Consider the following 12,898-nt stretch of genomic DNA (forward strand, 5'->3'; position numbering starts at 1 on the left):
CCTCGCCTAAACTTACCAGCTAAACAAATTGCGTTTATAAATTAATATTAACTATCTACAAATACAAATTATCTTTTTCTGTAAATATAACACGAAATATTTCTGGCGTCAAACTGGAGGAACTATACAAGCTAAAATAATGAAACTTAAAACAACGTTAAGGACCCCAAACAAAGCGGAACAAGATACGGTGCTAAAAGCGTCGTAATTAATCCCATGAAAATCATGGTAAGACTAGCCATAGCGCCTTGTAGCGAACCGCCTTCATGGGCTTTTGAAGTACCTGTGCCGTGAGCAGCAGCGCCAAGCATCATCCCCTTCGTTACGGGATTTTCAATCCGGGCTAGCTTAAATAAGGGCGGTGCAAGAAGGATCCCAATAATCCCCGTAAGAATGACAAATACAGCTGTGATTGCCGGATTACCGCCAACAGCCTCGGAAACATTAATCGCCATGGGTGTTGTAATTGACCGCGGTGCCAGACTTTCTAAGAGTTGACTGCTTAGCCCAAAATGACCAGCGACCAAAATTGATGAGATAATCGCAGCAACAGCGCCGCCTGTTACGCCAAGCAAGAGTTCTTTTAAATAGGCTTTCACCACTCGTTTATACTTATACAACGGAACAGCTAGCGCAATCGTTGCTGGCTGCAGCATCAAGGTAAGCCACTGGCCGCCTTGGTTATAATTCTCATAAGGGATTTGAAATAGCAGTAACGCACTAATTAATAACAGCGGACATACAATTAGTGGTGACAAAAACGTAGTGCCTGTCACTTGATAGAGTCGTTTTGATAAGCCATAAATCAAAAGAGTCGCTAAAATACTAGATAGAACGTACATATTGCCTCCTTCTGCGCCGATACTTCAAGGCGCCTTCTGTCAGCAAACCGACAGAAAGTAAAACAATTGCTGTACTCGCAATAATTGCTATTAGTAAATAAGATGCTTGGTTAAGTAATAAAGTTTGGAACCGGACAACCCCGATGGCGGAAGGAATAAAAAATAGTAGTAGTTCAGAAATTAAGATGCCAGCGCCAAGCTCTACCCAATGAATCGGAATAATCTTGTATTCCAACAAGATATATAAAATTGCCAGACCCCAAATATTTCCTGGGATCGCCAGAGGAATAATCTGAGATAGTTCATTTCCCAGCCAGCTGAGTCCGCATAATAGGATAACCTGCAGCAACATTTTGGCAAAGTTCATGTGCCGTCACTCCTTTATTTTCGTTCTTTTGCTTTAACAGGTTGAACCTATTGTATACCTACTGGCAGGATAACAAAAATACATGTTGTATATAATAGCTATTACTTAAAGTTATCATATTTTTTTAAAAAACGTAGTCATAAGGAGTTTTTATGGACCTGATTCATTTGATTTACTTTGTCGAAGTAGCCAGAAAAAAAAGTTTTACCCAAGCAGCCAAATCACTGCACGTAAGTCAACCAGCCATCAGTAAAGTGATCAAAACTCTGGAAGGCGAACTTGATACCACTTTATTGGAACGAACGGGCCGTGAAATTTTATTGACAGATACAGGCGAAGCCATCTTCGAACGAGCACAATCCATTTTAGCCGAAATGACTAATTTGCGCTCAGAGCTTGCTGATATTACTGGCCTAAAACGAGGAAAACTCACCTTTGGACTCCCCCCTATGATCGGCGCTCGCTTTTTTCCGCAAATTATCAGCCGCTTTAAACAATCTTATAGCGAAATAGACATACAAATTATGGAGGCTGGTTCAAAAGAGGTAGAATCAGCGATTCAATCAGGCCTCGTAGAATTAGGTGTCGTAGCCCTACCGCTACAAGGACTTCATTTTGAAATTTTTTCGTTGCTTGATGAGCCGCTTCGCGTAGTCTTACCGCCTAGTCATGAATTAGCACAAAACAGCGAGATTCCCTTAGCTGCTTTGCATCAAGAATCATTTATTCTCTATCGTGATGATTTTTCCTTAAACGACTTAATTTTGCAAGAATGCCATAAAGCAGGCTTCGAACCAAAAATTGCCCTGCAAAGCTCGCAATGGGATTTTATTGCCGAAATGGTTTCGGCAAATCTAGGCATTGCGCTACTGCCCCACACTATTTGTCAGGAACTAGATCCGAAACGCTTTGCCATTGCCCGCCTAGGCCAGACAGTCATCCCCTGGCACCTTGCTATGATTTGGAAGCAAGGAAAATATCTATCCTTTGCCGCCAGACAATGGCTTACGGTAACTAAAAATTACTTTGCCAATGATCTAAAAAAACAGACACCCCTCCAGTACTAAGTTGGAAGCGATGTCTATGGAAAGCAATACTATAAAAGAGTATTAAGTACTATTGTAATTTAGGTCGAACAAACTGGGTAGGAATAGCCTGCAGCGGGTCTTCTGGCCAATAATGCTTCGGATAACGACCTTGCAGATCTTTTTTAACAGCAAAATAAGTATTCCGCCAAAAATTAGCCAAATCACTTGTAACTTGTACTGGCCGCTGCGCTGGCGACAATAGGTGGAATTTCAAGGGAACTTTGCCGCCCAGAAGACGTGGCGTATCCGTCAGGCCAAAGAGTTCCTGCAGCTTTACCGCTAATCTGGGACAAGCGGGATCATCATAATGAATAAACACTTTGCGGCCACTTGGTACAAGAAACTGTTCCGGCGCATAGGTCTCTAATAACTGTCGCTGCGGCCAAGATAGCAGGCCTTCTAGCAGCGGCAGCAGTTGAATCTGATCGAGATCTGCCTGTCCACGAATGGTTCCGCAATAAGGCAGTAGCCAAGTTTCAACGGTTGCCAGCAAAGCCTGTTCGGAATAATCGGGCCAATCTTGCGGGGAATAATAATGCATAAACTCCATTCTCTGACAAAAGCGCTGCGCTGCTTTTGTCCAAGGAAGTAAGAGCTCTCCTTGCTGCAACAATTCTACCAATAGCGGTAGTAACACTTCATTTGCAGGTAGCGGCGCTACCTGCTCCTGTAAAACTAGAGCCCCCAACCGCCGCTGCCGCCGTGCCTGAAGCACCTTGGCCGCTTTATTCCAAAGCACCTTTTCCGTTGTTTCAATAGCTTCACTACAGCATTGTTCTAATTCTGCCTCACTTAATGGTGCAGCCAGCAAAATCGAGCTATCGGCTCCCTGCAATTCAAGTTCAGCAATCGCCAAATAGGCAGAATCAGCAATCGCTCCAGTAGAAGCTCCGTGACGCCAAGTTGCGCCGCTTCCTTGTCGCAGCAAATAACGTCCATTACTGCGTTGCTGCGCAATCCGATCCGGATAGGCCCACGCTAAAAGCAGGCCTGCTGCCGCCACTAGCTTCTGAGGTCTCACGGGTCCAACAAGTTGAAATACTTTCTGCAAATACTCGGCTTCCCGCGCAAGCAGCCGCAGTTCCGCTTGTTGGTTTGCTTGAAATAATTCTTCTAAGAGAACACGTATATCGGCTTCCCGACTGGTTCTTTTTTGCTGCCTGGCTTGCAAAAATGCTGCTAAGTAACAAGCTTCCCGGCCAAGCTGCCAAGAAGCCGCTGCTAAAATCATATGAGATAAGCGCGGATGAATCCCAGCAGCGGCCATAGCGCGGCCATGCTCTGTCACTGTGCCCGTTTCATCCACAGCACCAAGCAATTGCAGTAAATCCCGTCCTTGCGCCAAAGCAGCGCTAGGCGGCGCATCTAGCCAGGCAAGCGAATACGCGTCTTTCGTGCCCCAAAGTGACAGCTCTAACACCAAGAAAGCAAGATCAGCTTCCAAAATTTCCGGTTTCCCCTGTAGAGCAAAGTGTTGCTCTTGTGTCTGCGTCCACAAACGATAGCAAATCCCCGGCTCAGTTCGGCCAGCTCGACCGCGGCGTTGGTCAGCTGACGCTAGCGAAACAGGAATTGTGTCTAAATAAGTTAAAGCTCGTCGCGGCGAAAACCGCGGTACGCGCATCAGCCCAGAGTCAATAACAATGCGGACCCCTTCCACAGTCAGACTTGTTTCGGCAATGGCTGTTGCTAAAATAATTCGCCGCTTGCTTTGCGGTCGCAGTATCGCTGCTTGCTCCGTCTGACTTAAGGAACCATGCAACTCCAAAACAACAAAAGTATCCTCGCTTGCCCGTATCAAAGCGGCCGCTTGACGTATTTCTTTGCGTCCTGGCAGAAACACGAGTAAATCACCGGTCTCTTCTGCCAAAGCTTGCCTCGTAACGACGCAAAGCGCCTGAAGCCAGTTTTCAGTTGGTCTATCTAAATATATTGTTGTAACCGGAAAAGAGCGGCCTTCACTAATCACGACTGGGCAGGAACCAAGCAAAGAAGCAACAGGCTGAGCTATTAAGGTTGCCGACATTACCAGAAGTTTTAAGTCAGGCCGTAGTATAGCCTGACTTTCTAAGCATAAAGCCAATCCTAAATCGGCCTGTAGGCTCCGTTCATGAAATTCATCAAAAATAACAATATCCCATTCGCTTAAAGCCGGATCAGCTTGCAACATGGGGATTAAGAGACCTTCCGTAATCACTAGAAGGCGCGTTTTAGTACTCGTCTTACTGGCTCGGCGCATGCGATAGCCCACGGTTTGCCCTACAGATTCGCCAAGCAAGCCAGCCATATATTCGGCCGTACTTTGCGCCGCAATACGCCGCGGTTCTAGCACTAAAATCCGCCTCTCTTTTGTAGCAGTTGCTAGAAGCGCTAAGGGAACTCGCGTTGTTTTACCAGCGCCAGGCGGAGCAATGAGTACGGCATTACTCTTCTGCAAAACTGCCGTTAATTCATCAAGCACCGCCTCAACTGGTAAGACAGTTTTCCCCTCACCTTGTTTCAATGTCTTTCACCCGCCGTAAAAAAGCTTCAATTTTCCCGGTCGACCCTTCTATTTCAAAATCATTGATCCATTGCCCGCCCTTTTCAAAACGAGTTTCCACCAAAGTCGCCTGAACACCACCAGCTTCGGCAAGACGAAGCACCTTCTCTTCTGCTAAAAAAGTCTTTAATGCAATGGAACTATGAATCTCTGCTTTATCCATAAACTACTCCTTTTATCCAAACCAATTAGATTAATTTGCTAAAAATCCCTATAGAAGCAAAGATAACCGTCTGTTATTCGCTACAGACGGTTATCTCACTTGTATCATCTTTCATCTTATACACGCTTTTAGCCAACTAGGACACAGTTAGGCTAAGATCGAAAAAGCATTTTGCTGTTGCTGCCACTGCTTCGGCAACATCATCATATTCACATACATTTTCAGATTGGACTGTTGAAACAAACTATAGGCGTTAGCTACATCAGAATCGCCCATCGAAGAAGCCGAGCTTTGCTGATTTGCCGCCATTTGCGCCGAATTATCAGCACTCCTATGTAAAGAATTAATCATAGTTCCAGCATAAGCGCGAGAAGAACTAAGCTGACTAAGCCCTTTATCCAATGCGGCAATGGCATCATTCGCGCCGCTTTGTGTCGATACATCTACGCTTTGAATCCCCAGTGCAGCCGTTGACGCATCGCTCAGCGAATAGGTCTGGTTTTGTCCGGCATTGGCGCCAGTTTGAGCAACTCTTTCACTCATACCATTGTTGGTATAAATCGTATTATACTGAGTTTGACCAGCATTCATATCCACTTGGGCACTTAACTGCCCCATTTCCTGCTGAATCATGGAACGATCTTCATCTGTTAAAGTGCCATTAGCAGCTTGCACAGACAATTGGCGCATTCTTTGCATTACGTCACTGGAATTGCCCATAGAGCCTTCTGCCGTATTCAGCAAATCAGCAGAACTTTGACTATTAGCAACTCCCTGTGAATACCCGCTGATTTGTCCTGCCATTTTTGATAAAATCGCAAGTACAGCTGGATTATCGGCTGCCTGATTCACCTTTTTACCTGTTGCAACCTGTTGCGCCGCTTTCTGGCTTGCTATCTGATACTGATTTGAATAAGAATAGGACGATATATTGGAAGGAATTCGCATGATACTCACCGCCTATTATATAATGTTACTTTAAGAATAAAGGTTCTTTGTTAACCTGAAAATAGTTCAAAAGTCCTATTTATACTCCACTTGCTGTAAAAGCCTGGCTGACAATTGCTTGCGCTTCAGCCTGAATCGCTTCTAAATGCTGTGGACCACAAAAGCTTTCGGCGTAAATCTTATAAATATCTTCCGTACCTGATGGTCTAGCGGCAAACCAGCCGTTCGCTGTGCAGACCTTCAAGCCGCCGATGGCCGCCTGATTGGCTGGCGCCTTCGTGAGTTTCGCTGTAATCACTTCGCCTGCCAAAGTATCTGCTGTAACTGCTGTTTCGGAAAGATTGGTCAGCACGTCTTTTTGCTTACTGTTAGCCGGAGCTTCCATACGAGCGTAACAAGGAGAGCCGAATTTTTCCGTCAGCGCTTCATAATGTTTCGCCGGATCACAGCCTGTTTTCGCAATCATTTCTGCTGCTAAGAGGCATAAGATAATTCCATCCTTATCAGTCGTCCATACGGTACCATCTTTACGTAAAAAAGATGCTCCGGCACTTTCTTCGCCGCCAAAACCAAAGCTGCCATCAAGCAAGCCTGGCACAAACCATTTAAAGCCTACCGGCACTTCCGCCAAGGGCCGTCCCAAGCTCGTAGCTACACGGTCAATCATCGACGAGCTTACAAGGGTTTTGCCGACAGCCGCCGTCTTCGACCAAAGCGGCCGATTCTGAAACAAATAAGAAATCGCCACTGCCAAATAGTGATTTGGATTTAAGAGTCCGGCACTTTTAGTCACAATGCCGTGTCGGTCAAAATCGGGATCGTTGCCAAAAGCAATATCGTACTGATCTTTTAATTCAATCAACCCAGCCATCGCATAGGGAGAAGAACAGTCCATCCTAACTTTACCATCAGAATCGATATTCATAAAGCTAAAAGTCGGATCAGCAAAACCGTTTCGCACCGTAATATCTAAGCCATAGCGGCTGGCAATTGGTTGCCAATAGCCCAGACCAGCGCCTCCCAAAGCATCGGCAGCAATTTTCAGTCCGGAGCCAGCAATCGCTTTCATATCAATGATCTGGTCAAGATCTTCGACATAAGGTGTAATAAAATCGTATTCTTCCATATGGTCGGCCTTACGAGCCATAGCATAGGGTAGCCGTTTTACTGCTGCATTTTTTTCTTTCAGCAAATCATTGGCATAAGCAGCAATCCACTTAGTAGCCGCCGTATCGGCAGGTCCGCCATGGGGCGGATTGTATTTAATGCCGCCATTATCTGGTGGATTGTGAGAAGGCGTAATAACAATCCCATCAGCTAAACCAGTTTTTCTTCCTTTATTATAGGTTAAAATGGCGTGCGAAATACTAGGAGTCGGTGTATAGTTCCCATCCTTCGAAAGACGCGTCGCCACACCATTCGCTGCTAATACTTCTATGGCGGAAATAAAGGCAGGCTCCGACAAAGCATGCGTATCAAAACCAATAAACAGCGGGCCGTCAATGCCCTGACTTTGGCGATAGCAGCAAATGGCCTGAGTAATAGCATGAATATGATCTTCATTAAAGGTGTAATTGAGGGAATTGCCACGGTGACCAGAAGTACCGAATACAACGCTTTGTTCTGGCTGAGAGCCGTCTACCTTGTTGACATAGTAAGCACTAATAAGCCGAGGGATATGAACAAGTTGTTCTGGTAAAACTTTTTTTCCTGCTAAGGGATGAATTGACATAGTAACAACACCTCCTAAAAACCTTTATTACAAAATTCGCTAAAGTTTCGCTTTTTCCCTGTCTTCTTAAGAATTTTTATAGCCCCGGGGCTTGCCATCAACATCATCATAAGCCTCGCGGCACTGGGGAAAGCGATTACAGCCCCAAAAAGGCCCATTTTTCCCTTGGCGAAGTTGCAAACTACCTTGTTTACAGCGAGGGCAAGGATAAAGAGGCTTTTGCGGCTGACCATCAGCATCATCATAAGTCGCCCGGCAAGCAGGATAACGCGAACAGCCCCAAAAGACGCCATTTTTCCCTTGTCGTTGTTGCAGCACCCCTTGACCACAAACTGGACAAGGATGAGCACCAGCAAGAGGGGGCGAAACTTTAACTGCTTTTTGACACAACAAAGTCATGAACTGTGACTGTTTTTGTAAAAAGTCGCCAAGGGTGCCTTCCCCTTGGGACATTTGCTGCAGTTTTTCCTCCCATAAAGCCGTTGAATCAGGGTAAGTTAGTTCATCAGGCAGCATATCGATCAATAGATAGGCTCGATCTGTCGGTATTAAATACTTCTTTTTCCCCTCTGGCTTTAAAAAACCGCGCTGACCTAATTCCTGAATGATCGTCGCTCGCGTCGCCTCTGTTCCAATCCCAGCCACTTCTTTGAGTTGTTTTTTTAGTTCAGCCTGTTTCACAAAGCGATGTATTTCCTTCATGGCGGCTAGCAAGGTAGCAGCCGTAAAACGGCTTGGCGGCTTCGTTTCTTTCTGCTCTAGCGATGCCGCTAAAAAATCAGCTGTATCGCCTTGCTTCATCGGCGGAAGTAAGTCAGAAGCTTTATCCGCCTCATCGCCGCCTGCTTGATTTTCTTCCTCGCCAGAATTCTTTTCATCAGCAGAGTATAGGGCTTTCCACCCCATGTCGATAATCGTGCGTCCGCTTGCCGTAAACAGTTCATCACAGTAAGAAACTTCTACTTTCGTCTGTTTATAGCGATGAATTGGATAAAATTGCGCCAGGTAAGCCTGGGCAATCAAGAAATAGAGATCTTGTTCAATTTTACTTAGCTTCACTAAATTTGCCTTTTCTTGTGTCGGAATGATCGCATGATGAGCCGTAATTTTCTTGTCGTTCCAAGCGCGGCTTTTGAGCGATGCATCAGCGTCTTGCGCCCATTGAGCCAAAAGGCTAGCTCCTGTTTCCTTGAGGTTTGCTAAAATCACCGGTACATCTTCTAATTGCGATTCAGGGAGAAAATCGCAATCAGAACGGGGATAGGATGTAAGCTTTTTTTCATAGAGCTTTTGCGCTCCGTCCAAAACGGCCTGAGGATCATAGCCGAATTTTTTCCCAGCTAAAACCTGCAATGCTGATAAAGATAGGGGCAGCCGCGGTGATTCTTTTTTTTCCGTAGTTTCATAGCGCGTAATCTCGGCTGTCTCGATAGTTTTATTCTGCACAAACTTCGCCAGAAGCTTTTCTGCTTCCCTTTTGTCAACGAGTCGATTTTCTGAATCAAGCCCTAACTGTTCGTCACTAGGACGAAACTGCGCAGTAAAGCCTCCCTTTAGATGGCCAAAATCTGCTTTGATATTATAATAATCAATTGGTTTAAAATCCTTAATCTCCCGTTCGCGTCGCACAACTAAAGCAAGAGTCGGCGTTTTTACCCGTCCTACTGGCAAGGTTAGCTTGTGGCCAGCCCATTGCGCTGCCAAAGTATAGGCACGCGACAAATTCATACCAATCAGCCAATCAGCCCGCGCTCTCGCTAAAGCAGACTGCTTTAGATTAAAAAAAGCCTGATTTTCTTTCAAGTTTCGCAAAGCCTTTTTTATGCTTTGCTCATCAAGGGCATTCAGCAAGACTCGCTTTACAGGTTTTTCATTATGGACATAATCTAAAATTTCGTCAATCAGCAGTTGCCCTTCCCGATCAGGGTCACCAGCATGAATAATTTCCGTAGCTTCGCCCAACAAACGGGCAATCACGCCAAACTGCTTTTCACAAGATTTCTCAATAAGAAGCTGCCACTCCTGCGGAATAATCGGCAAATCTTCCATACGCCATCGTTCATATTTCACATCATATTCGCCAGGCTCAGCCTGACGAAGAATATGGCCATAGGCCCAAGTTACCGTGCCATCGCCGGTAATGAAGTATCCATCAAGACGGCGCAGCGGCCCTGGTAAACATTTGGCTAACTCCAAGGCCATACTCGGCTTTTCTGCAATATACAGTTTCAATCCATTCTACCTCAACTTTTTTTCTACTTCGATCAGCCTGTTCATTTTATCTTGTATTGCCGCAGCTGTACAGTCTTGCGGTCAATAACCTGTTCTTCTTTACTTCTCACTTAGCGAAAGGATTCCTCTTTTAACAGGATTTTAACGCAGGAAAAGCGAATCATTATATAATGAAATCTGTAGTAAATCACTTTTTGACGCCAGCTACATAATCGCAGCTTCGCTATCCAAGTAAAAAAACACCTCTGCTGCTCTCGCAGTCAGAGGTGCTTCTATTCCCAGCAAACCCGTTTAGATAATCCCTTCGATTTTTAGCAAGGTTTGCGCAATGATCGTAGAAAACAGAAATGTCCCGGTATATACGGCCAAAGCTACTATAATAATCCGCCACGACATCTTTTTAAACATGGGCAGATCCTTGCCTACAGACAGACCGGCATAGGCCAGTATGGTTGTACAGAGGGCCAGAAAATCCACTTTTGCCGTATAGGTGGCAATCAATGGGGCAATGGGAGAAAAAGGCATAGAAACAAGAATGGCTACAATCGAAATCCAAAAGACTAGCGGCAATTTAACAGGCATAATATGGGTTACGCCAATTCCAACTAAGGTGACAGCCAACAGTAAGCCATAGCCAATCGCTGTATCTAGGAGCGAGACATGGTAGCCAATGGAGTTGCCTAGAATTGTAATAATACTTGTGATCAGAAAAATAATTAGCGGCTCTTTCCATTTCATAGGGCTCTCTCCTCCTTCGTCTGCTTTTTCCCTAGAATCGGCGATAAAATCTTATAAAGATAGTTTGTGACAGGCAAAGACACGAAGAGACAGAAATAAATTCCCACAATCGTTGTCAGCAAATTACTCGCGCCAGCATACATTAAAATCTCATTGGCATATTCGGGAAAAACAGCTTTAATCGCGCCAGAGGCGGCTGCCATCATACTGCCTGACCCAAGGCCTGCTCCCATGGCCAATGCATAAGGATGAAAAATCTGCAGTGCTGCCATATAACCGGCTAAAAGGCCAATCCATACCGCCCCAAAGACAGTACCGCAAATATAAACAGCCATAACCCCGCGGCCTTCCGGCGAATTCAAACCATATTTTTCGGCGATAATCGCAATATTGGGTTCTCGGTCAATCGAAAAGGTGGCTCCCACTGATTCGCGACCAAGGCCTAAGAGCAACGCTAGCGGCAAACCTAAAATGACCGTTCCAAAGAAATGGCCCAATTCTTGCAGTGACAGGGCGAGTCCTGAATGAGCCAATTTAGCTACAGACGGTCCAATAATTACGCCGAGTTTTGTAACTAGCAGCAAAGTAAGCAGCGTCATAACTTTTGATGCATAAGTCATTTCCTCTACTTTCATTACCTTAAGACGAGGCCAACTGATAATTCCGCCGAGAATCATGGCGTAAAGCATGGGCAACAGCATTAAAACACCAGGTCCTAAAGGGATTTTTTTGGTACCAATGCCTTCGCAAATTACTACTAAAATAAGAGCGCAAAGATGAACTTTCCAATTTTTAATCACTTCCACTCTGATTCCTCCTTATCAATTTTTATTTTACTGTCAAAAAAAGAGCACTTTGATTGTATAATTAGAAGAAACATTTGTCAATTGCAAACAAACATTTTCAGGAGATGATTTTCATGTCACAGGAAGAATTAAAGAAAAAAGTCTGTCAAAGTATTGACGAACATAAAGAAATAATCTATTCTCTGGCTGAATCAATTGCGACAGAGCCTGAAATGGGCTTTAAAGAAACCAAGACGTCTGGCAAGGTTGCCGAACTTTTTACGAAATTTTCAATTCCACATAAAACAGGTCTAGCGCTGACTGGCGTAAAGGGACTCCTTACAGGTAAAAGCTCCAAACGAAAGATAGCTGTTCTCGGCGAACTTGATGCCGTCACCTGTTTCGATCACCCCCTCTCAGATCCCCAGACAGGCGCGGCTCACGCCTGCGGCCATCATGCCCAAGTTGCCGCGATGGCTGCTGTGGCAATAGGTCTTAAGGCATCAGGTATTATGGCTGAGTTAGACGGCGATGTGGTTCCCTTTGCCGTTCCGGCGGAAGAATATGTAGAAATTGAATATCGCAACCGCTTGCGACGTGAAGGAAAAATCGGCTATTTAGGCGGCAAAGCCGAGCTCATCCGTCTTGGCGCTTTTGATGATATTGATATGGCTATGATGATGCATTTAACTACAACAAGTGATGAAGGTCGCAATATTTGCGTCGGCGGATCAAGCAATGGCTTTATTGGCAAAATGATTCGGTTTATTGGCCGCGAAGCCCATGCGGCCGGTGCGCCTGAAGAAGGTATTAACGCCTTAAATGCTGCTTTGATTGCACTAACAGCGGTTCATGCCCAAAGAGAAACGTTCCGTGATGAGGATCATGTACGGTTTCATCCTATCTTTACCAAGGGTGGCGATTTAGTAAACGTAATCCCTTCTGATGTGCGCTTAGAAAGCTATGTACGTGCCAAAACCCTACCTGCCATGCTTGACGCGAACAAAAAAGTCGACAGAGCGCTACAAGCAGGCGCTATGGCTGTGGGGGCTCAGGTAGAAATTACAGATCTTCCTGGCTTTCTGCCACTCATTAATGACCCTGATTTAACAAAACTATTTCAGACCAATGCCGCTTGCCTCATCGGCGCGGAGCACGTTCATTCGCTGACACATCATGCCGCAAGCACCGATATGGGTGATTTGTCACATCTCATACCAGTCATTCATCCTTGGGTCAGCGGCGTAAAAGGGCAAGCTCATGCTCGAGATTTTGCTGTAACCGATCGGGAGATGGCTTATCTTATGCCAGCGAAAGCCATGGCTATGACAATTATCGACCTTCTCTATAATCAAGGGGAAACTATCGAAAATTGTCTGGCTGCTTATAAACCGGCCATGACGAAAGAAAGCTATCTTACTTTTATGAATTCCATTGAAAAAAAGAACTCCGGTGACTAAC

Annotated in this window: 11 protein-coding genes; 2 read left to right on the plus strand and 9 right to left on the minus strand. The window is 45.2% G+C overall.

Annotation, left to right across the window (positions count from 1 at the left end; genetic code table 11):
- Window positions 1-146: 146 nt before the first annotated feature.
- Both AC0MXB_RS12590 and AC0MXB_RS12595 read right to left on the minus strand, forming a co-directional pair.
- Complete coding sequence (locus AC0MXB_RS12590; protein WP_474040033.1) at window positions 147-842, minus strand: LrgB family protein; 696 nt, start codon at window positions 840-842, stop codon at window positions 147-149.
- Entirely contained in the window at window positions 826-1,209 is a 384-nt protein-coding gene (locus AC0MXB_RS12595) for a CidA/LrgA family protein (protein WP_474040034.1), read from the minus strand. The genes AC0MXB_RS12590 and AC0MXB_RS12595 overlap by 17 nt, the downstream gene beginning before the upstream one ends.
- Before the next feature lie 152 nt (window positions 1,210-1,361).
- Here AC0MXB_RS12595 and AC0MXB_RS12600 point away from each other — a divergent pair, with 152 nt between their 5' ends.
- Window positions 1,362-2,276, plus strand: coding sequence for a LysR family transcriptional regulator (locus AC0MXB_RS12600; protein WP_474040035.1), 915 nt, complete (start codon window positions 1,362-1,364; stop codon window positions 2,274-2,276).
- 49 nt (window positions 2,277-2,325) lie between these two features.
- Here AC0MXB_RS12600 and hrpB read toward each other — a convergent pair whose 3' ends face one another.
- From hrpB to AC0MXB_RS12635, 7 genes are all read right to left on the minus strand, one after another.
- A complete protein-coding gene (gene hrpB / locus AC0MXB_RS12605) occupies window positions 2,326-4,800 on the minus strand; it encodes an ATP-dependent helicase HrpB (RefSeq protein ID WP_474040036.1) in 2,475 nt (824 codons plus the stop codon).
- A complete protein-coding gene (locus AC0MXB_RS12610; RefSeq protein WP_474040037.1) occupies window positions 4,787-5,002 on the minus strand; it encodes a hypothetical protein in 216 nt (71 codons plus the stop codon). Before AC0MXB_RS12610 ends, hrpB begins: the two co-directional genes overlap by 14 nt.
- Before the next feature lie 147 nt (window positions 5,003-5,149).
- The gene (locus AC0MXB_RS12615) at window positions 5,150-5,950 is read right to left on the minus strand and encodes a flagellin N-terminal helical domain-containing protein (protein ID WP_474040038.1); all 801 of its coding nucleotides are present in this window, start codon (window positions 5,948-5,950) and stop codon (window positions 5,150-5,152) included.
- A gap of 79 nt (window positions 5,951-6,029) precedes the next feature.
- Window positions 6,030-7,682 carry a phosphoglucomutase (alpha-D-glucose-1,6-bisphosphate-dependent) gene (gene pgm / locus AC0MXB_RS12620; RefSeq protein ID WP_474040039.1) on the minus strand — a complete coding sequence of 551 codons (1,653 nt, stop codon included), beginning with the start codon at window positions 7,680-7,682 and terminating at the stop codon, window positions 6,030-6,032.
- 66 nt (window positions 7,683-7,748) lie between these two features.
- Window positions 7,749-9,914: a DNA topoisomerase 3 gene (locus tag AC0MXB_RS12625; RefSeq protein ID WP_474040040.1), complete on the minus strand. Its 2,166-nt coding sequence runs from the start codon at window positions 9,912-9,914 to the stop codon at window positions 7,749-7,751.
- A gap of 291 nt (window positions 9,915-10,205) precedes the next feature.
- Window positions 10,206-10,652, minus strand: a complete 447-nt coding sequence (locus tag AC0MXB_RS12630) for a hypothetical protein (protein WP_474040041.1) — start codon at window positions 10,650-10,652, stop codon at window positions 10,206-10,208.
- Window positions 10,649-11,458 carry a DUF3100 domain-containing protein gene (locus AC0MXB_RS12635; RefSeq protein WP_474040042.1) on the minus strand — a complete coding sequence of 270 codons (810 nt, stop codon included), beginning with the start codon at window positions 11,456-11,458 and terminating at the stop codon, window positions 10,649-10,651. The genes AC0MXB_RS12630 and AC0MXB_RS12635 overlap by 4 nt, the downstream gene beginning before the upstream one ends.
- A 113-nt stretch (window positions 11,459-11,571) precedes the next feature.
- On the opposite strand from AC0MXB_RS12635, the gene AC0MXB_RS12640 reads away from it, so the two are divergent.
- Window positions 11,572-12,897, plus strand: a complete 1,326-nt coding sequence (locus AC0MXB_RS12640; protein WP_474040043.1) for an amidohydrolase — start codon at window positions 11,572-11,574, stop codon at window positions 12,895-12,897.
- The last annotated feature ends 1 nt before the right edge of the window (window position 12,898 follow it).

The sequence above is a fragment of the Pelorhabdus sp. sgz311001 genome (assembly GCF_055901755.1).

Bases quoted from the DNA above. Each gene is read 5' to 3' on its own strand.
- AC0MXB_RS12615 (WP_474040038.1), bottom strand. From the start codon at position 5,950: ATGCGAATTCCTTCCAATATATCGTCCTATTCTTATTCAAATCAGTAT.
- AC0MXB_RS12600 (WP_474040035.1), top strand. From the start codon at position 1,362: ATGGACCTGATTCATTTGATTTACTTTGTCGAAGTAGCCAGAAAAAAA.
- AC0MXB_RS12630 (WP_474040041.1), bottom strand. From the start codon at position 10,652: ATGAAATGGAAAGAGCCGCTAATTATTTTTCTGATCACAAGTATTATT.
- AC0MXB_RS12590 (WP_474040033.1), bottom strand. From the start codon at position 842: ATGTACGTTCTATCTAGTATTTTAGCGACTCTTTTGATTTATGGCTTA.
- pgm (WP_474040039.1), bottom strand. From the start codon at position 7,682: ATGTCAATTCATCCCTTAGCAGGAAAAAAAGTTTTACCAGAACAACTT.
- AC0MXB_RS12610 (WP_474040037.1), bottom strand. From the start codon at position 5,002: ATGGATAAAGCAGAGATTCATAGTTCCATTGCATTAAAGACTTTTTTA.
- AC0MXB_RS12595 (WP_474040034.1), bottom strand. From the start codon at position 1,209: ATGAACTTTGCCAAAATGTTGCTGCAGGTTATCCTATTATGCGGACTC.
- AC0MXB_RS12640 (WP_474040043.1), top strand. From the start codon at position 11,572: ATGTCACAGGAAGAATTAAAGAAAAAAGTCTGTCAAAGTATTGACGAA.